The sequence below is a fragment of the Alkalihalobacterium elongatum genome, assembly GCF_019024285.1.
Taxonomy (GTDB): domain Bacteria; phylum Bacillota; class Bacilli; order Bacillales; family Bacillaceae_F; genus Alkalihalobacterium; species Alkalihalobacterium elongatum.
Map to the genome: position 1 here is coordinate 45925 of NZ_WMKZ01000018.1, position 19259 is coordinate 65183.

Consider the following 19259-nt stretch of genomic DNA (forward strand, 5'->3'; position numbering starts at 1 on the left):
TCTCCTCCTAAATTTCATTTAAAAAACTAGTACCAAAAGCAGGCATCTTTACAGAGAAATTATCAGCAACAGTTGCTCCTACATCAGCGAAAGTTTTTCGAATAGATAAATTCTTACCCGATTTAATACCTTTGTAATAAACAAGAAGTGGTACATACTCTCTAGTATGGTCTGTACCATGGTGCGTTGGATCGTTTCCATGGTCTGCTGTAATGATAAGTAAATCTTCTTCTCCTAATTTTTCGATAACAGCTGGTAATTGTTGATCAAATGCTTCTAACGCTTTTCCATACCCTTCTGGATCACGTCTATGCCCAAAATTCGCATCAAAATCAACTAGGTTTAAAAAGCTAATCCCAGTAAAGTCCATATTGATACTTTCAATTAATTTATCCATACCATCATCATTTGAAGTTGTACGTAGCGACTTTGTAATCCCTTCTCCATCAAAAATGTCACTTATTTTCCCAATTGCTATTGAGTCAAGTTTGGCATAGACCACTTCGTTCATCACGGTACGACCAAATGGCTTTAACGCATAATCATGACGATTCGAAGTCCTATGCCAATTCCCTTCTTCACCAATAAAAGGTCTAGCAATAATTCGTCCAACCATATATTTAGGATCCATTGTTAGTTTTCGTACTTTCTTACAAATATCGTATAATTCCTCAATAGGAACAACACCTTCATGAGCCGCAATTTGTAGAACAGAATCAGCCGAAGTATAGACAATAAGAGCTCCTGTTTCTACATGTTTCTGACCCAATTCTTTTAAAATCTCAGTGCCACTAGCTACCTTATTACCAATAACTTTACGGCCTGTTAACTCCTCAATCTTTTCAATTAGTTCATACGGAAATCCTTCTGGAAATGTAAGAAAAGGTTCTTGAATGTTAAGCCCCATTATTTCCCAATGGCCAGTCATTGTATCTTTTCCATTAGAAGCTTCTTGCATTTTTCCATAATGAGCTAGTGGTTGATCTGCTTTTTCAACCCCTTTAATTTCTCTAATATTACTTAATCCTAACTTTGCCATATTCGGCATATGTAACCCATTCATATGTACTGCAATATGTCCTAACGTATCTGCACCTTCATCATTAAATTTCGCAGCATCAGGTGCTTCTCCGATACCAACTGAATCCATAACAATGATAAATACCCTTTTAAAACGATAAGATGACATAACTTGACCTCCATTATTTCTTTCCCCTTTTTACTATACCCTAACGTTATAGGAAATAATATGCACTTCTTGATGTACATATAAAAGGGAAAGATCACTTTTCGTGAATTCTACTATCTTCAAATAAAAATTAGTTGTTTACGTTTTGTAAACTACGTCGTCTGATGTCAGACAACTCATTGAAGTAAAGAAAATTACGCCCTCGGATGATACTGGGCGTAAACATCTTTTAATCTCGTTTTCGTTACATGTGTATATATTTGTGTCGTTGAAATATCAGCATGTCCTAGCATCTCTTGGACCGCACGTAGATCCGCACCATTTTCTAGTAAGTGTGTCGCAAATGAGTGGCGTAATGTATGTGGAGTTAACTCTTTTTCTATATTAGCCTTTTGTGCTAGCCCCTTTAAGACCTTCCAAAAGCCTTGTCTTGTTAGAGGTTTACCATGATGATTGACAAATACAATCTGATGTTGGTTTTTCTTCAGTAATTTCGGTCTAGCCATGGATAGATACTGTTGAAATGCTTCATTAGCCTTAGAACCTAATGGTATAATTCGTTCTTTATTTCCTTTTCCAATACAACGAACAAATCCCATTGTAGTATGTACATCTTGTAATTCGAGCTGGCATAGTTCAGAAACACGAATTCCTGTAGCATAAAGTACTTCAAGCATCGCTTGATTCCGAAGATCTAATTCAGTATTCCCATTAGGTGCCTCAAGTAAAGCCTCAACTTCTTGGGTAGATAGTACTTTTGGTAAACGCTTAGCTGCCTTTGGAGTTTCAATATGTACAGTTGGATCTCCTTCAGCAACTTTCTCTCGTAAGCAAAATTGATGAAAAGATCGTATTGATGCAATCGTTCTAGCAATTGTCGTATCAGCACGACCTCTATCTTTCAAATGATAGAGATAGTTTAGTATTCCATTACGATCAAAATCATTAAGTGAACGCAATTGCTCTACTTCTTTCATATAATTTATATAATTGTGTAAATCTCTACGATAGGATTCGATTGTATTATTCGAAAGTCCTCTCTCTACCATACTATAATGGATAAAATCTTCAATATATTCTAGCATGGCCATTTCCCCTTTTATATTAGCTACTCACCAAAATGATAGAAAAACAACAACCTATCAACCCATGTCGGTTGTTCATTTACTTGTTCCATCTGAATGACTTTCACAGCCCTTCCTTTTGGCTCATCATATCTATGATAACTTTCATATTCTTCACTTACCCATAGAATACCATAATAGAACAAAAGTGTGCATCCCATAAATAACACAAATACTTTTAATGTATTCCAAATGGCGTCTAACCATGTTTTCATTTCACTACGACCTCCTGGCAACCTTCCTATGTTACGAGAAATTTTTGGAAGATAACTCTCTTATTACAAGGTATGCCAAGATAAAATAGGTTTATACCTCATTAGTACAAGTTTCTATAAAAATTTGAACTTTTTGTTATTAGTCGTTTTAGTGATGTTTAATAAAATATAAATAAAAAACCCTTTTCCAAGTAGGACAAAAGGGTTACTCGCTTTCTTCTGATAATTTATTATCATGACATCTATGACAAATTCCATGGAACGTTAAACGATGGTCTTTTATTTGAAAGTTCCAATCGCGTTCTACTATTTTCTCAACATCTCCCAGCAGGTCTTCTTGAATTTCATCAACAGAACCACATTCAATACAAACTAAATGATGATGAAAATGATCTGCTCCTTCTTTTCGCAAATCATAACGCGAAACGCCATCTCCAAAATTAATTTTGTCAACAACTTTAAGTTCAGTCAAAAGCTCTAGCGTTCTATATACTGTTGCCAAACCTATTTCAGGTGACTTTTCTTTTACTAGAAGGTAAACATCTTCCGCACTTAGATGGTCCTCTTCATGTTCTAGAAGAACTCTCACTGTTGCTTCTCGCTGTGGCGTCAGCTTATAACTTTGTGAATGAAGCTGTTTCTTTATCCGTTCAACTCGTTTCTCCATTCGTTTACCCCCCTCATTGAAAACACCATAATCTTTATATATTATAATGTTTCCAATTGAAGGTGTCAAAGTATAATCATTATTAATAACTAATTATAATTAATTTTAAATAAAATTAATTATAATTACATTAAATTGCTAACAACTATTTTCATTAAATACGGTGAAACATAGGCCTCAAATGCAGATGCTACTGCAAGAACAGCTCCTACGCAAAGAATTAGCATCGAATATCGAATAAACAGAGGGAAGATTGGTTGATTACTTCTTTTTATAAATTGATTACGTATCATAATTAAAGAAAAAGAAACGGCTCCTGTTGCAACAATGATAAAAGCTGGTACGAGCACAAAATTTTGTGGCATCACTGAAACAAACGAAAGAAGAAATCCTGACATTCCCATTTGGTTAACTAAAAAACCTACAGTAAAGCCTACGACAACCCCTTTTAAGAACAATAAAATAAGTATAACTGGCAAACCAATAATCGATAAACCAAGAATCCACATTAACCCTACATATTTTGCATAGTGGGCAAAGCTTTGTGTGAACATTGCTGACGATTGAGCGATCTGTCCATCTGCCACTTGTCCGAAAAATTGATTTAGATACATATATAGGTCATGTTTTTGAGTAAGACTTAAACTATTTACAATAATCGCACCAAATATAATTCCCATCAAAAATAGGATGATCGTAAAAATATAAATTGAGCGATTTTCATCTATATGACTGGCCACAACTTGTCCAAAGCGATTACGATTCCCTCTCATAAATGCCCCTCCTAAACATCCTGTTAATTAAATCTATGATATTTAGTAGAGGTCTATGACTGTAATCTATTAAATATTATTCGACCTTGCCATATTTTCCAGCACCACCTGCGATGATGGACAGTTCTCCTGTCCTACTCAAAACAATTGCTTTTGCAATAGGTTCGTTCACAACTTCTTTTAATTGCGAGAAACTTGCTTGGTGAATAATGTTCATTTCATTTCCGAAATGATCTCTTAATTTTGTTAACGTTTTCGGCCCTAATTTGGGAATGAATTCTAATGGAATTTGATGAACATACGGTGGCCGTTCTACTTTTTTATGGTTAGGGTCGCTCAATTCCTGTAGTCTTTCAAATACACCTTTCGTTATTTTCTTACTTAGACAATGCGGACACACAGTATGTTCACCAACATGAGTAAAGCATATTTCACATGATGTATGATAATATTTACCGAGCCGAGGATTTAAACCGAAATTCTTTATAATATGTCTTCCCTTTTTTTTATGTAGAGCTAAAGCAAACTCCTCAAAACTGGGTTGCTCCATTTTAATCAATTGGTATTCACGACCTATTTTTTCTAAAGAATGAGCATCAGAGTTAGAGATAAACGATATATGAGCTAATTCAGAAATTCCATTTACTAGATTGGTGTCAGAGCTTAATCCGAGTTCGATCCCATCAATATCTGAAAGTCGAAACACCTCTGTTAAACTCTCTTGCACTCCTTTTCCATACACTCCTTTATGTGGTGTAAACGCATGAGCAGGAATAAATAAACCATTAAGTTCTTTTACTTTCAACTGAATGACATCACTTTTTTCATAAACTCTTTGGGTACTTAAATTAATATTGGTTACACGTTCTGAGAGCCAATCACTAAAGCTTTGCATAGCTTTAATAGTAGGAAAGTATGTTAGGATATGAAATGGACCAGCGCAATTCTCAGGGTAGATTTCTAGTTCTGACCCTAAAAGCAGCGTTATTCCATTACGGAACAGAATACCTCCTCCGCTAACTTCCTCGGCTTCACTTCTCTGAAGACATTCTTTAAGTTCCTCAATAACCTCTGGTGAGTGCGAGTCAATGATACCAATGATATTTAACCCTTTTATACGTTGACTATAATCAACAATATTCATTAAAGTTAATGATTTAGAGGCAGTAATTTTAACTGGCTTACCAGAATTAGTTCTTCCAATGTGTATGTGTAAATCAACAAAGTACTCTGGCAATTGCTTCACCCTACTTCTGATTTCGGAGTCTTAACCATTGAACAGCGAAAGCCGTTTTTGCATCAAAGATCTCATTGGTTTCAATCATCTTCTCAGCTTCCTCCAATGTAACTTCGATTTTTTCTACAAATTCATCTTCATCTGTATTCTCAACCCCTGGTTCGAGTTGGTCGGTGTAAAAAATATGCACCAACTCATCAGCAAAACCTGGTGAGGTATAAAAAGAAATCACTTTTTTGAGTTGATTGGTCTTATACGCTGTTTCCTCTTCTAGTTCTCTCATGGCGCACACTTCAGGCTTCTCTCCTTTTTCTAGCTTACCTGCAGGTATTTCTACTATTGCCCGCTCTAATGCTTTTCTAAACTGGCGTATAAGAACGATTTTCCCTTCCTTCGTAACAGGGATGATTGCTACTGCTCCTGGGTGCTTGACTAACTCACGCTTACTTGAGTTTCCATCTGGTAGCTCAACATCCTCAAGGACAACATCAATAATTTTTCCTTCATATAATGTCTCTGACTTTAGTGTCTTTTCATAGAATTGCTTCGACATACAATCTCCTCCCAGTTCTAAATCATTTTCATATTACATACAGTCTATCATAGTGTTTTAGAAAACTTACCACTCAAGAGGTGAATTCATGAAAGTATATATAACAGATAAAGGTGTTACGTTAGTCGGTAAAGCTTGGCAAGTGAAAACGATCTTAAAACAATATATGAAGAAGTATGAGACCGTCGAACAATGGCGTAATGCCAATACAAAACGGTAACCTCATTTCTTCTCAACGGCAGTAAAAACAGCTGCTGCAACTGTATAAAAAAACGTTGGGTCATCTTCATAGGTTCTCCCCATCGTTTTTATTTGTTTAGGATAAGATAATAAAGCACCTTTCAGCTCATGTTCATATCGTTTACTTTCTACCCAAATTATTGAATGCTTCTCTTGTATTGACTTTACTTGTTGCTCAAGGACTTTTTGCTTCTCCTCTGTTGCTAGAACTGGTAATGGTACAATACTTCTATTCCATGTGAATTTCTTCAAAGGTGTTAAAGTATGATGGCTAATTCCATAATGTCTTTCTCTCTTGTCAGCAAATGAAACTCTTGGGATCCATACTGGTTGCCCGTCTAAACTATTAACAATGTTTGCCCAATTTGCTAACTCCATCCCGCTAAACCCGTAAACGGTACCCGTTCCAACTACACCAGGTCCAAGGATGATAAGAATGACATCACTCTTTAATTTTTGATTGGCATATTGAAGTGCTGTAATTAAATTTATCGCTTCAAACTCTCCACCAAACGCCTGCCCAACAGTAATTGAATGAAAATTCTTCTCCTTGTCCAAAATCCTCATATGTTCACTTAATTTTAGCGGCAATGCTGCTTCATCACTAATAATAGCGGTTAACTTCATATTATGAGAAAAACTATTCATAAGGCCATAAACTAGTGGTAGCATGCTATGCAATTCAGCTAGCAAAATTCGCTTCCCGCTTAAACTAAACGATGTATGAAATAGCGAGTGGTCCACGCTCTCTTGTGCCTCCACAGCAAGAATGCTATGTTGATTAGGCATATATCTCGCTTTCATAATGTGGCCATTAGTGGCTTCTTCCTGATAAGAAAGTGCATGAGGAATGGACTTAACAATATCCCAACCTCCTGTACCTAAATTAAGCTCAGTAGCCGTTATGTTAACGACAATTTCTTGTTGTTCCTGTACTTCTGGAAAGAAGCTACGATACAATATCGCACGACCCGCTCCCCCTGATGTTTCCAATAGTTGAATATCTTTATCTTCAAATAGAATACTTTTTACAGTTACTCTCTCATCCCTATACATAACAACACACTCCTACTCCATAAACACACCCCTACTATCATAACCAATATTTAACAAAATATGTGGTGCCAGGCACCTTCACTGCTGTAAATTATTAAAGGAGACTGATTTATTCAGTCTCCTCGGCGATAGGCAGTACTAGACGTTCAAGCATTTCATAGTTAACTTCACCACGAACTACTTGTTGTATCACTCGTTCCCTATCAATAATATATGTCATCGGAAACCCAGGAGGTTGATACGTATTATTGACCTCTCCTTCTTTATCTAGCAGAGTCGGTAAAGTAACATTCACTTCCTCCATAAAGTTTTGTATATCTTCTTCAACCGTTGCTCTCCGTTCGTAGTAATACATATTTACAGTGACTACTTTAATGCCTAAATCACCGTAATCTTCTTGAAATTGCATAAAGTCAGGCATTTCATCTTTACAAGGCGGACACCAAGTTGCCCAAAAATTTAAGATGATGACGTCTCCTTCATAATCAGACAAGGAGGCCTCAACACCTTCTTCCTCTCCCCAGACAGGTAAGGTGAAATCAATTGCCTTCAACCCTTTCTCAACACCTAGTGGTTTCTCACGATCAGTTACGATGACAAAGATAATTAAGCCAGCAGCAATTACTAAAGTTAAAATACTAATCAAACGCCTATTCACTATCATTCCCTCATTCCTACCCAGAACTTCATATACGCCACTATAATAACATGGTTCTAAATTAATTACCTAAAATTAGATGACAATCTTATTACATTGTTATATTTTTTTTATCAAATTGTTTCTTTATTATTCTCTCAATTTTTGCTAGAATTAACACGGCTTAGTTAATTTATTTATTGTGCTCATTTAGAAAGGGGCTTATTATGTCTATCATTGAAGCATTTATATTTGGTCTCGTCCAAGGAATTACTGAATTCTTACCAGTATCAAGTACAGCTCATATCGTTATTACGCAAATGATCTTTGGATATACATTTCCTGGTCTTGCGTTTGAGATTTATCTACACTTAGCTTCTATACTAGCAGTAATGATTTACTTCAGAAGAGATATCGTCGATGTAGTAACAGGATTTTTTAAATTCTTTGTCGATCGTTCAAAAGAAAATAAAGTTCATTTCTTTTTTGGAACTTATATCATAGTAGCTACAGGAATCACGGGTGGACTTGGTATGTTATTAAAAGATGTTGTTGGTGACACCATGAAAACTCCATACTTCATCGCCGCAGCATTAACGGTAACAGGACTTTCACTTATTTTTATCGAAAGATTCCACAAATACGGTTCACGTACTGAAAAGGATATGACATTTAAGGATTCTATTGTCGTTGGTTTAGGTCAAACCCTTGCAGTTTTACCAGGTATCTCAAGATCTGGTGCAACTTTAATCGTTGCCCTTCTAGCAGGTTTAAGTAGAGATACCGCTGTACGTTATTCTTTCTTACTCGTTATCCCAGTAATTCTCGGTTCCTCTGTTTTAGCATTAGATGAACTTGGTTCAGGAATGTTTAGTTCAATCGGTGCACCAGCACTAATTGTTTCATTTATTTCAACGTTTATCTTTTCTTGGTTAGGTATTGTTTGGTTAATTGAGTTCCTAAAGAAAAGCAAACTTTTCTATTTTGCAATTTATTGCTTTATAGTTGCAATCCTTGTTGCATTGTTTATTAATCCTGATACAGTTATGGATATCTAATAATTTAACAAAAAGACTGACGCAAATGTGTCAGTCTTTTTGTTACCCTATAGATGAACTAACTGTTGAAAGTTTTTTCTTATTTTTTCTCCGTTCAATTCGCTTCCAATTAAAATAATACAGGGCTTCGCTACTAATTGATCATTAGCGCGATGTAACATCAACTGACCAGAGGCATATTGATACTGAAACAATTGTGGAGTCTCTGTTAATTGAATGATACCTTTACTTCTTACAACTTCAGGCATACTTTGCAGCCACTTTTCAAAGCCAACCCTATCCACTGCTGGTATGTCACGTAGTGTAATTGCTTCAAACATATGGTTATGTTGGTGATGGCTGTGGTCATGATCGTGATGCTCGTGTTCCTTGCAGCCGCAACTATCATCACAAGTAGCAATGGAATAGTCCCGATTTAAAACTCTTTCCTTTAATAGAACATCCGTACTAAGCTCACCATGTGTTGTCTCAATCAATTCAGCTCGCTTATCTACTAAATCTCCTACTTTTTTTCTAACCTTTGTTAATTCCCGATCCTTTGCTAAGTCAATTTTATTCAATACAACTAGCGATGATGAATTTATTTGCTTTTTTAATATATCTCTTATTTCTTTTGAGCTTGAGAAGATACTTTGATATTCTAAAAACTTACTGCCATCCACCATTCCAATAGTGGAAACTAACTTAACTTTATCAATTAAAGAGGGATGCGTTAATGCTTCTATAATCTCTGAAGGATCTGCCACTCCAGTTCCTTCTATAAAAAGAATATCAACATCTTCATTCACATCTAAAAATAGTGATAGTTCTCGCGTCATATCGGCAGAAATTGTACAACAAATACATCCGTTTAACATCTCTACCATTCGCTCTTTATCAAATAGCCCTTCTTCGACATTAACTTCTCCCAATTCATTTAAAATAAGAGCAGGATTAAAACCTTTATTTTTCACTGCATGTACAGCTTTTTGGAGAACTGTTGTCTTCCCACTTCCTAGAAAGCCTGTAATTAAATATACTGGAATGGATTTAGCCATTGTTAGAACCACCTTTATGAACATAATCTATCAGAAATAAGCATACAATAAATATAGTTTTTACACAAATAAGAATCATTACTATTTGTGTACTTCATTTCATTTTCTTGACAAATTATTCTGCTACTACGAAACATATATCATCTATGTTAAAATACTATTTAGTTAGAAATCTACCTTTTTAGGAGAGAATTATGAACTTAAAAACTTCAGTTTCATCATGGATGAAAGATTTATTCGGAGTCGTCTTACTAGTGTTTTTCCTTCTGCTGTTCTTTAACATTGAACGTTTCAAAGAAGGAACCTTTCCAATATCTGATGTGATGCTTAATGTAAATACAATTTTTCTTGGAATTGTCATTGAGGCTGTTCCTTTTATTTTGCTCGGGGTGTTTGTATCTGCCCTGATACAAATCTATGTTTCAGAAGATGCACTGCAACGTTACTTACCGAAAAACGCCTACATGGCACTATTACCAGCAGCTGTCCTAGGAGCAATTTTCCCGATTTGTGAATGTGCAATCATTCCAGTCGTACGCCGCCTTATAAAAAAAGGAATGCCGCTTCATGTTGGTGTTGTGTTTTTAGTTGCTGCTCCAATTTTAAATCCAGTTGTTGCTGCCTCTACCTTCTACGCTTTCCGTACAGATTTAACTGTCCTTTACGCCAGAATGGGACTAGCCTTTGTGTTAGCGATTATTATCGGGGCGATTATGTACCTATTATTTAAAAATAGAGATCAACTGAAGTGGACGAAAGAAGAGTTGACGGGACGTGTAATGATCCCAATTCAAACAACTAAAAAACCAAACCGAGTTAAACAAACTCTTTACCATGCTGCTGACGAATTTTTCTTAATGGGAAAATATTTAATTGCGGGTGCATTTATAGCCGCATTATTCCAAACGTTACTAGATCGAAATGTCCTGCTAACTATTGGGAGCAATGAGTGGTCATCAACAGGTGTAATGATGGCTTTCGCGTTTATTCTCTCCTTATGTTCGGAAGCGGATGCCTTTGTTGCAGCTTCATTCGGCAACACTTTTACTACAGGATCTATTATTGCATTTTTAGTTTACGGACCAATGTTAGACCTTAAGAACACGATAATGTTATTTGCGTTTTTTCGAGCAAAGTTTGTAATTAGTTTTATGCTCGTTGTTACTGCAGTTGTGTTCATTTCGGTTCTATCACTTCAACTATTTGTATTATAATAGATAAATAGGAGGGATAAAATGGATAGAGAAAATATTGACCTTAGCTTCCATAGTTATATACGAGGGATTATCCTTCTTGGATTTTCGCTACTTTTATTAGCATTTATCATTTCTGGAAATATCCGATACTATATTGCTCCTAAAATGATGCCATTTATGTATTTCGCTTTAGTTGTATTTATCATTTTAGGTGTAGTACAAATCATTAGAAGTACAAGGAAAAATGATCAAGACATTGATTGTGATTGTGGTGAAGATCATTCCATGACAGGTTCACCAGTAATAAAAATTGCTATATACTCTATCTTTGTCGCTCCCATTGTGATGGGATTTGTTCTACCAGATAAAGTTCTTGACAGTTCAGTTGCCGCTAATCGTGGTATACAATATGGTAGCGGTATATTAACAAAGCCAACCGACCCTAACGAGACAGCTAGTAGTACTGCACGAGCAGAAGCTTTTCTTGAAAATCCTGATGAATACTTTAGTAGCTTAGGTGAAACTGATGAGCACTATAGTGTCGAGGACTTTTATACAGAAGAAGGCTTTAACCAATACTATCTGGAACTAGCTGAAGAACTTGAAAGTCAGCAAAGAATTATTGTTACCGATGACAATTACTTAGATATAATGACCGTTTTAGACTTACACATGGATCAATTTTTAGGTAGAGAACTTGTCATCACTGGCTTTGTTTATCGTGAAGAAGAATTTGAAGATAATCAATTGGTCGTAGCTAGATTTGCGATGACTTGTTGCGTTGCAGATGCAGCAGTTTACGGGACTTTAGTCGAATCTGACTTAGCAACCGAATATGAGAATGATACGTGGGTTCATGTTTCAGGAACGCTTGATAAAACAGAATATAATGGATACCCTATACCATTAATCCATTTAAGAGAGATTACTGTTATCGACGAACCAGAACAACCTTACGTGTTCCCAAGCTTTAGATAACGAAATAGAGGCTGACAAATATGTCAGCCTCTTTCAATTCATCTATTAATACCCTTCTTGTAATAATCGCTTTACTTCGTTAACATCCTTATCACCGCGCCCTGAAATGTTAACAATAATAATATCCTCATTACTTAAATTAGAAGCTTCCTTAAGTGCGTAAGCAACAGCATGAGCACTCTCCAATGCTGGGATAATTCCTTCAGTTCTAGCTAATGTTTGAAAAGCGTCTAATACTTCTTTTTTAGAAACAGAATAATACTCCGCACGCTCTGTTACCTTTAAAAAGCTGTGCTCTGGACCAATTCCAGGGTAATCTAACCCCGCTGAAATCGAATGGGTAGGTAATGGATTCCCTTCCTCATCCTGCAAACATAGACATTTAAAGCCATGAATGACACCTGGTGTACCTTTTGTTAGTGTAGCCGCTTCCTCTGGCTCAACACCAACAAGCCTAACTTCCTCTTCAGGTAAGTACTCCGAAAATGCACCAATAGCGTTACTTCCTCCACCTACACAGGCAACGACTACATTTGGAAGTTTACCTTCTTTTTCAAGTATTTGTCGTTTTGATTCTTTACTAATTATTGACTGAAAATGGTGCACCATTGTTGGAAATGGATGTGGTCCAACTGCCGAACCAAGAAGATAGAATGTATTTTCATAGTTTTCAACAAGATCATTTAAAGCCTCATCAACAGCATCCTTTAATCGTCCTTGACCTTTATGAACAGGAACAACCGTTGCTCCTAGTAACTCCATTCGAAAGACATTTAATTCCTGGCGACGAATGTCTTCAGCTCCCATATATATGATACATTCCATCCCAAGCATTGCACATGCTGTAGCAGTGGCCACACCATGCTGACCAGCTCCTGTTTCAGCAATGATACGGTGAGCTCCCATTTTCTTCGCTAACAATATTTGACCAATAACATTATTTATTTTATGAGCACCTGTATGATTTAAATCTTCTCGTTTTAAATAGATTTTTGCCCCACCACATTTTTTTGTTAATCTTTCAGCAAATGTTAAGGGGTTTTCTCTTCCAACATATTCTTTTAAATAGTACAAATATTCTTCTACAAATTCAGGATCATCTTTGTACTTATTAAAATTCTCATCTAAGCGCTCTAACACTGCATTTAATTGAGACGGTACAAAACTTCCACCAAACTCACCAAAATATCCTTTTTCATTCTTCTCTACTTTACTCATCTCTACTTTGCTCATTCTATACTCTCCTTTAAAGCGAAAAATTATAATATTAACATAATATTATGACTATTTTTATTCTAACAGGTTTATAACCTTGTGACAATCCCTAATGATTGCTTACACCAATGGTAGATTCTGTTTTAGGCTGATTTACAATTTCTAACTGATCGTCTTGTTTTAATAAGAAATAATGAACACTATCGACTAGCGCATACCAACTAGCTTTAATAATATTACCTGACACACCAATCGTACTCCACTTTTCAATACCGTCTGATGACTCAATGAGAACACGAACTCTTGAGGCTGTTGCATCCGTTTCATCTAAGACACGAACTTTATAGTCTGATAAGTACATCTTATTAATACAAGGATAAAATTGTTCAAGTGCTTTTCGTAATGCGTGATCAAGTGCATTTACAGGGCCATTTCCTTCTGCAGCCGTCAATACTTCCTGATTATTTACAACGAGCTTAACGACCGCTTCCGTAGTAAAAGCTTCATCACCATTATTCTCAATAAAAATTTTAAAATGATCTAGTTTAAAAAATTCTAGATGTTCACCCAGTCCTTTTTTTACCACTAGTTCGAAAGAAGCTTCGGCAGCCTCATACTGATAGCCGTTTAGTTCTAACTCTTTAATTTGTTCAATAATTTTCTTTGTTGCTGGATTATTCTTATCTAAATTAAGGTTCCACTCTTTTGCTTTAAAAAGAACATTACTCTGACCAGAAAGTTCAGAAACTAGCACTCTTCGTTTATTTCCAATAGCCTCTGGCTCGATATGTTCATAAGTTTCAGGATGTTTTAATACAGCGCTGACATGCATGCCCCCTTTATGAGCAAAAGCGCTTTTTCCTACGAATGGCTGATTACTTGGTGGAACTTGATTTGCAATTTCATGTACATATTTTGATACTGAAGTTAAGTTAGTTAACTCATGGGACTCAATACAGGTATACCCCATCTTTAACTGTAAGTTTGGAATAACTGAAATAAGGTTTACATTTCCACAGCGCTCACCGTACCCATTAATTGTACCCTGCACATGTGTAGCCCCAGCTTGAACTGCTGCAATCGTATTTGCTACAGCTAGCTCTCCATCATTGTGACAATGGATCCCTACTTGAATTGAAAGTTCCTGTACGACATGCTGTACAATTGACAGGACTTCATGTGGTAACGAGCCCCCATTTGTATCACAGAGCGTTACACAGTCAGCTCCAGCTTCTTCTGCCTTCTTAATTGCTTGGATGGCGTATTTATCATTCCTCTTATAACCATCAAAAAAATGTTCAGCATCAAAAATAACTTCTAAACCATTCTCTTTTAAAAATTTAACAGAGTCATAAATCATGGCTAAATTCTCTTCAAGTGTCGTTTGCAATGCATGTGTTACTTGAAAGTCCCACGTCTTACCGAAAATTGCAACAGATTTCACACCACTTTCTAAAATTCGCTGCAAGTTTTGATCTTCATCAGCAGTAACTCCCATACGACGTGTACTACCAAAAGCTGTAATTCTTGCATTCTTTAAATCAAGATCTTTTACTCTTTCAAAGAAATTCATATCCTTTGGATTACTACCAGGCCAACCACCTTCTATGTAGTGAACCCCCAACTCATCTAGCTTCTTTGTAATTTTTAGCTTGTCATCGACGGATAAGCTAACTCCCTCACCTTGCGTGCCATCTCTTAGTGTTGTGTCGTATAATAACACATTTTGGCTGCTCATTTTTACTCCCACTCTCCTAGCATACTCTCTTCTATAAGTATAATTTGAGGCTTTTTAATATATCTGATTATTGCATTAAAGTATAACACATCAAACAAAAAAAGACTATGTAGCATTCTAAATTTTCAGTTAGTTTTTATTATTCTTTCATTGTTATGAATATACAACAATATCTATAAGAAATCTTATAATATGTATGTGTATAATTGTCTTTATACACGAACCACAATCTCTACTTAAATAAACGAGCCAATAATAAAAGCGTAACAGACGATTTTGTCCATTACGCTTGGTTGTTAAATTTGTAATTAAGCTTTTTCAACTACTGTCGCTACACCTTGTCCACCACCGATACATAACGTAGCAAGTCCGTATTTTCCATCACGACGTTTTAATTCATGAAGTAGGGATACAAGAACCCGAGCACCACTTGCACCGATTGGATGTCCTAATGCAATTGCGCCTCCATTTACGTTCAGAATATCCTTTGAGAATTCTAAATCACGCCCCACAGCTAATGCTTGAGCTGCAAAGGCTTCGTTTGCTTCAATCAGATTTAAGTCTGATAAGGCGATTCCAGCTTTTTCTAAAGCTTTTTTCGTAGCAGGTACTGGACCGATTCCCATTATAGCAGGATCGACTGCTGCACTTGCGTTTCCACGAATAACTGCAAGTGGAGTTACACCTAGCTCATCAGCTTTTTTACGACTCATTACAACAACTGCTGCAGCACCATCATTTAACCCTGAAGCATTACCTGCTGTTACACTTCCATCCTTTTTAAATGCTGGGCGGAGTTTACCCAATGTCTCAGCTGTCGTTCCAGCTTTTACATATTCATCTGTATCAAAAACGATTGCATCGCCTTTTCGTTGTGGAATTTCAACTGGAACAATTTCACCCTTGAATTTACCGTCCGCAATTGCTTTAGCTGCTTTCTGTTGGCTCCATGCAGCGAATTCATCTTGTTCTTCACGAGTTAGCTCGTACTTGTCACATAGGTTTTCTGCTGTAACACCCATATGATAATCATTGAAAGCACAGGTTAATCCGTCGTACACCATGCTGTCAATTAACTTCTGGTCACCCATACGGAACCCGTCTCTAGCTCCCATTGACAAGTATGGAGCCTGACTCATATTCTCCATCCCCCCAGCAACAACTACTTCCGCATCGCCAGCAAGAATAGCTTGAGTGGCCAAATGTACAGCTTTTAATCCAGATCCACACACCTTGTTAATTGTCAAAGAAGGAGTGTGTTGCGGTAGCCCTGCCTCTATAGCCGCTTGTCTGGCTGGATTTTGTCCTAAGCCTGCTTGAAGAACATTCCCCATAATAACCTCGTCAACTTGATCCGCAGCAATTCCTGCTCTTTCCAAAGCAGACTTAATAACAGTTGCCCCTAATTTCGTCGCCTTCACACCTTTTAAACTACCACCAAAACTACCAATAGGTGTCCTGACAGCGCTTGCAATCACTACTTCGATGTTACTCATTTTGTCGTTCTCCCTTCCGTTCTTCCCTTTTTGTTTGTATGCTAACAATATATCTACTGAATGAGCGTACGCTCGACAACTTCCTTTCTTAATAGTATACACAAATGATTAAACATATGTATAGTAATATCTCAATATTCAGGCTCCTCTTCCAAGAAAAGGAGCCTGAATATCATCTATCATTATGAAGTCTTCGTACGTTTACCAATGGAACGCCAACCTTCTATTCCTAAGAAGATACATAAAATAAACAATACTAAACCTGAACCAAATAACAACCAATTTTTTAATAAGAAGTTATTATACATGAGGACTCCCAATGCTGACACTGTAACAACGAACATAAAGAACATAGGGATAACAACATAGTATGCTTTAGCACCAATTTTTATTAACCATACAGATACAGCTAATAAAGCTAAAGCCCCAAGCATTTGGTTTGCTGACCCAAATAGCGGCCAAACTCTTTCCCATGTACCAGACAATGCAAGTGCACCTGCCCCAATTAATCCGGCAAGAGTGGCAACATGGTTATTTTTCACTGCAGGAATATGTTCTTCCCCTAACTCCTGAATCGCATATCTCATAAGACGTGTAGCTGAATCTAGTGTTGTTAGTAAGAATGCTGAAGCTGTCAGCGCCGTAAATGTAGTCGCTACCGTTAAGTCAATTCCCCAATGTGACATAAAGTAACCAATACCTGCAGAGAATGTACCAATCGGTCCACCTAGTTCTGCCATTCTTGCAGCGAAATCAGCTTGTGTTAAATATGCAACTGCACCAATTGCAATAATAGCTAAAAAGGCTTCTAACAACATTGACCCATAAGCAATAAACTTACCATTCTTCTCATTATCTAATTGTTTTGCTGTCGTTCCAGAAGAAACAAGTGAATGAAACCCTGAAATCGCACCACATGCAATTGTAATAAATAAGATTGGGAATAAGAATCCTAACGTTTCATGGTTAAATCCAGTATAAGCTGGGAGTTGTATCGTAGGTGCTGCAATAATAATTCCTAGTGTCGCCCCAGCAATCATTCCATATAATAGGAAAGCATTTAAATAGTCACGGGGTTGTAACAATACCCAAACAGGGAGAATAGATGCGATATAAGCATAGATCAATAAGATAAACGACCATGTTACAGCACTTAATTCTAATGGAAACGAAATCCCGACCCACACACTAATTAACATGGCAACTACACCTAAAATACTAGCAATTGGCAGGCTCAAACGAATTTGATTGATGATAAAACCAAACACAAGTGCCACCCCAATAAATAATACAGAAGCTGTCGCTGCTTCTGGAACAGCTACAAATGTATTTGCAACAAGTATAATAAATACACCCACAATTAGTATTAATGTGGCAATGGAGAAGATCAGAAATAGGACTTGACCGCGTTTACCAATGTACTCACGAATAATTTCTCCGATCGATTTAGCCTTGTGACGCACCGAGGCCTGTAACGAAGTATAATCATGTACACCACCAATAAAAATACTACCTATAAGGATCCAAAGGACAGCAGGTAACCAACCAAAGAAGGCAGCAGTAATTGGACCAACTATCGGTCCACCACCTGCTATCGTTGCGAAGTGATGTCCTAATAAAACAGGTTTTTTTGCTGGAACATAATCCACACCATCATACATTTCATTAGCAGGTGTTTTTCGATTCGGATCAACCTTCATTTGTCTCTCTAGAAATCTACCATACGTAAAATAAGCAATAAGTAGAATAAGACCAGATATTAATAACAATGTGAGTAAATTCATGTCTTATTTCCCCCTTTAATTGACTTTAAAGTGCTGCATATACTCTCTCCCTTTCCTATTTACATACACTTCTTTATTCTGTACATGTACAAGACCTACATAACACTCAAGCCAGCCATTCATACCAAACTTCAAAAATTTAAGTTTTTTGAGTTTCTTCACCTCCTTAACAACATCTTTTTCTATAGGCTTGTTCGTTATAATGACTCCTAGAAGAATAGAAGACATATGTTCATTATGAGATGGAACATATGATGAACTACTTTTAAGTAATTCTTTTGCAAACGTCTGGACATCATCTTTAGTGACTTCAGCATCTTTTTCCCAAACGAATACATACTGCTGATTATCTACGCCCCAAATTGGAATTGACTTTGACATAAAGTATTTTTCGTCACGTCTTTTGTATTCCGCATAAAACGAAATGGGGATACTCCCAAGCCTTTTCTCTTTATAGATATTAAAGTGACGACTATATTTCTCTACTATTTCATCAAGATAACTATTGGAAACCGTTACACTCAAGAGCTCACCACCTAAAATCGTTTTAATCCTGTAGCTGTAATTCCTTTAAAGAATGGAATTTTTGACAATTGAAATTGGACTTCATTGTTTTTAAACGTTAAGCTTTTTTCTACAAATATAACGATTTCATCATATTGATACATTGAAAAACGTCCTGAATTCGATGGTTTCTTTAAATGTACCTGTAATTCTTGTACACTACCTACACAACATTTGGTAGCGCTTTCAAAGAGGCCAACAGTGACAACCTTCCCTTCTCTTTTTACCCAATCTAATGCTTTCTCACTAAAATGAAAGGTTAAGTTTGTATTTCCAATCATCATCCCTCCCTTATTATTCTTATACTTATTATGAGCAAGTCATAATTATTAAAGTTTTCTAAAACAATATTGGGGAATATAAAAGAACCCTCCATGTTTAATTTTTAGTCATAACTAACAGAATAATCTAACAATTATATACAAACAAAAAAGGACTAACTCCTTAAATGTGATACACACCTATAGAATTTCACGTAGCATTTTGCGCCACTATTCTATAA

The 19259-nt window shown here is 36.4% G+C and carries 20 protein-coding genes; 4 read left to right on the plus strand and 16 right to left on the minus strand.

Translation table 11 applies throughout. From position 1 onward, the window contains the following. Positions 1-7 precede the first annotated feature (7 nt). From deoB to GKP30_RS16000, 7 genes are all read right to left on the minus strand, one after another. Positions 8-1189: a phosphopentomutase gene (gene deoB, locus GKP30_RS15970; protein ID WP_216830458.1), complete on the minus strand. Its 1182-nt coding sequence runs from the start codon at positions 1187-1189 to the stop codon at positions 8-10. A 194-nt stretch (positions 1190-1383) separates the two neighbouring features. After that, positions 1384-2274, minus strand: a complete 891-nt coding sequence (gene xerD, locus GKP30_RS15975; protein WP_216830459.1) for a site-specific tyrosine recombinase XerD — start codon at positions 2272-2274, stop codon at positions 1384-1386. 23 nt (positions 2275-2297) lie between these two features. Continuing rightward, the gene (locus GKP30_RS15980; protein ID WP_216830460.1) at positions 2298-2528 is read right to left on the minus strand and encodes a YqzK family protein; all 231 of its coding nucleotides are present in this window, start codon (positions 2526-2528) and stop codon (positions 2298-2300) included. A 205-nt stretch (positions 2529-2733) separates the two neighbouring features. Continuing rightward, positions 2734-3195: a ferric iron uptake transcriptional regulator gene (fur, locus tag GKP30_RS15985; protein ID WP_216830461.1), complete on the minus strand. Its 462-nt coding sequence runs from the start codon at positions 3193-3195 to the stop codon at positions 2734-2736. Between the two features lie 125 nt (positions 3196-3320). Then, positions 3321-3968 carry a stage II sporulation protein M gene (gene spoIIM, locus GKP30_RS15990; RefSeq protein ID WP_216830462.1) on the minus strand — a complete coding sequence of 216 codons (648 nt, stop codon included), beginning with the start codon at positions 3966-3968 and terminating at the stop codon, positions 3321-3323. A gap of 76 nt (positions 3969-4044) precedes the next feature. Continuing rightward, positions 4045-5214, minus strand: coding sequence for an endonuclease Q family protein (locus GKP30_RS15995; RefSeq protein WP_328703172.1), 1170 nt, complete (start codon positions 5212-5214; stop codon positions 4045-4047). 1 nt (position 5215) lies between these two features. Continuing rightward, positions 5216-5758: an NUDIX hydrolase gene (locus GKP30_RS16000; RefSeq protein WP_216830464.1), complete on the minus strand. Its 543-nt coding sequence runs from the start codon at positions 5756-5758 to the stop codon at positions 5216-5218. Between the two features lie 88 nt (positions 5759-5846). Between GKP30_RS16000 and mciZ the strand changes: the two genes are divergently transcribed. Then, on the plus strand, positions 5847-5978 hold the full coding sequence (gene mciZ / locus GKP30_RS16005) for a Z-ring formation inhibitor MciZ (protein WP_216830465.1): 132 nt from the start codon (positions 5847-5849) through the stop codon (positions 5976-5978). Between the two features lie 2 nt (positions 5979-5980). Here the strand turns inward: mciZ and GKP30_RS16010 are convergent, their stop codons facing one another. Together GKP30_RS16010 and GKP30_RS16015 are read right to left on the minus strand one after the other, a co-directional pair. Then, positions 5981-7054, minus strand: coding sequence for a DUF3866 family protein (locus GKP30_RS16010; RefSeq protein ID WP_216830466.1), 1074 nt, complete (start codon positions 7052-7054; stop codon positions 5981-5983). A gap of 109 nt (positions 7055-7163) precedes the next feature. Then, complete coding sequence (locus GKP30_RS16015; protein ID WP_216830467.1) at positions 7164-7712, minus strand: TlpA disulfide reductase family protein; 549 nt, start codon at positions 7710-7712, stop codon at positions 7164-7166. Positions 7713-7918: 206 nt separating this feature from the next. Between GKP30_RS16015 and uppP the strand changes: the two genes are divergently transcribed. Further along, positions 7919-8749 carry an undecaprenyl-diphosphatase UppP gene (gene uppP / locus GKP30_RS16020; RefSeq protein ID WP_216830468.1) on the plus strand — a complete coding sequence of 277 codons (831 nt, stop codon included), beginning with the start codon at positions 7919-7921 and terminating at the stop codon, positions 8747-8749. Between the two features lie 47 nt (positions 8750-8796). On the opposite strand, the gene GKP30_RS16025 is transcribed toward uppP, so the two are convergent. After that, positions 8797-9786 carry a CobW family GTP-binding protein gene (locus GKP30_RS16025; RefSeq protein WP_216830469.1) on the minus strand — a complete coding sequence of 330 codons (990 nt, stop codon included), beginning with the start codon at positions 9784-9786 and terminating at the stop codon, positions 8797-8799. Positions 9787-9980: 194 nt separating this feature from the next. Here GKP30_RS16025 and GKP30_RS16030 point away from each other — a divergent pair, with 194 nt between their 5' ends. Continuing rightward, the gene (locus GKP30_RS16030; RefSeq protein ID WP_216830470.1) at positions 9981-11000 is read left to right on the plus strand and encodes a permease; all 1020 of its coding nucleotides are present in this window, start codon (positions 9981-9983) and stop codon (positions 10998-11000) included. Between the two features lie 21 nt (positions 11001-11021). After that, a complete protein-coding gene (locus tag GKP30_RS16035; protein WP_216830471.1) occupies positions 11022-11960 on the plus strand; it encodes a TIGR03943 family putative permease subunit in 939 nt (312 codons plus the stop codon). Between the two features lie 45 nt (positions 11961-12005). Here the strand turns inward: GKP30_RS16035 and trpB are convergent, their stop codons facing one another. The 6 genes from trpB to GKP30_RS16065 all read right to left on the minus strand — a co-directional run bounded on the left by trpB (position 12006) and on the right by GKP30_RS16065 (position 19041). Then, on the minus strand, positions 12006-13178 hold the full coding sequence (gene trpB / locus GKP30_RS16040) for a tryptophan synthase subunit beta (RefSeq protein ID WP_216830499.1): 1173 nt from the start codon (positions 13176-13178) through the stop codon (positions 12006-12008). Positions 13179-13284: 106 nt separating this feature from the next. Beyond that, on the minus strand, positions 13285-14913 hold the full coding sequence (gene cimA / locus GKP30_RS16045; RefSeq protein ID WP_216830472.1) for a citramalate synthase: 1629 nt from the start codon (positions 14911-14913) through the stop codon (positions 13285-13287). Positions 14914-15221: 308 nt separating this feature from the next. Next, positions 15222-16409 (minus strand): acetyl-CoA C-acetyltransferase, encoded by a 1188-nt coding sequence (locus GKP30_RS16050; RefSeq protein ID WP_216830473.1) that lies wholly within the window; start codon positions 16407-16409, stop codon positions 15222-15224. A 182-nt stretch (positions 16410-16591) separates the two neighbouring features. Continuing rightward, on the minus strand, positions 16592-18193 hold the full coding sequence (locus tag GKP30_RS16055; protein WP_216830474.1) for a carbon starvation CstA family protein: 1602 nt from the start codon (positions 18191-18193) through the stop codon (positions 16592-16594). Positions 18194-18208: 15 nt separating this feature from the next. Continuing rightward, positions 18209-18718, minus strand: a complete 510-nt coding sequence (locus tag GKP30_RS16060) for a hypothetical protein (protein WP_216830475.1) — start codon at positions 18716-18718, stop codon at positions 18209-18211. Positions 18719-18729: 11 nt separating this feature from the next. Next, on the minus strand, positions 18730-19041 hold the full coding sequence (locus GKP30_RS16065) for a CC/Se motif family (seleno)protein (protein ID WP_216830476.1): 312 nt from the start codon (positions 19039-19041) through the stop codon (positions 18730-18732). Positions 19042-19259 lie beyond the last annotated feature (218 nt).

Coding starts and splice junctions, on each gene's coding strand:
- GKP30_RS16065 (WP_216830476.1), bottom strand. CDS start 19,041: ATGATGATTGGAAATACAAACTTAACCTTTCATTTTAGTGAGAAAGCA.
- GKP30_RS16035 (WP_216830471.1), top strand. CDS start 11,022: ATGGATAGAGAAAATATTGACCTTAGCTTCCATAGTTATATACGAGGG.
- GKP30_RS16025 (WP_216830469.1), bottom strand. CDS start 9,786: ATGGCTAAATCCATTCCAGTATATTTAATTACAGGCTTTCTAGGAAGT.
- GKP30_RS16030 (WP_216830470.1), top strand. CDS start 9,981: ATGAACTTAAAAACTTCAGTTTCATCATGGATGAAAGATTTATTCGGA.
- GKP30_RS16050 (WP_216830473.1), bottom strand. CDS start 16,409: ATGAGTAACATCGAAGTAGTGATTGCAAGCGCTGTCAGGACACCTATT.
- GKP30_RS15980 (WP_216830460.1), bottom strand. CDS start 2,528: ATGAAAACATGGTTAGACGCCATTTGGAATACATTAAAAGTATTTGTG.
- xerD (WP_216830459.1), bottom strand. CDS start 2,274: ATGCTAGAATATATTGAAGATTTTATCCATTATAGTATGGTAGAGAGA.
- cimA (WP_216830472.1), bottom strand. CDS start 14,913: ATGAGCAGCCAAAATGTGTTATTATACGACACAACACTAAGAGATGGC.
- trpB (WP_216830499.1), bottom strand. CDS start 13,178: ATGAGTAAAGTAGAGAAGAATGAAAAAGGATATTTTGGTGAGTTTGGT.
- fur (WP_216830461.1), bottom strand. CDS start 3,195: ATGGAGAAACGAGTTGAACGGATAAAGAAACAGCTTCATTCACAAAGT.
- uppP (WP_216830468.1), top strand. CDS start 7,919: ATGTCTATCATTGAAGCATTTATATTTGGTCTCGTCCAAGGAATTACT.
- GKP30_RS16055 (WP_216830474.1), bottom strand. CDS start 18,193: ATGAATTTACTCACATTGTTATTAATATCTGGTCTTATTCTACTTATT.
- spoIIM (WP_216830462.1), bottom strand. CDS start 3,968: ATGAGAGGGAATCGTAATCGCTTTGGACAAGTTGTGGCCAGTCATATA.
- mciZ (WP_216830465.1), top strand. CDS start 5,847: ATGAAAGTATATATAACAGATAAAGGTGTTACGTTAGTCGGTAAAGCT.
- GKP30_RS16010 (WP_216830466.1), bottom strand. CDS start 7,054: ATGTATAGGGATGAGAGAGTAACTGTAAAAAGTATTCTATTTGAAGAT.
- deoB (WP_216830458.1), bottom strand. CDS start 1,189: ATGTCATCTTATCGTTTTAAAAGGGTATTTATCATTGTTATGGATTCA.
- GKP30_RS16000 (WP_216830464.1), bottom strand. CDS start 5,758: ATGTCGAAGCAATTCTATGAAAAGACACTAAAGTCAGAGACATTATAT.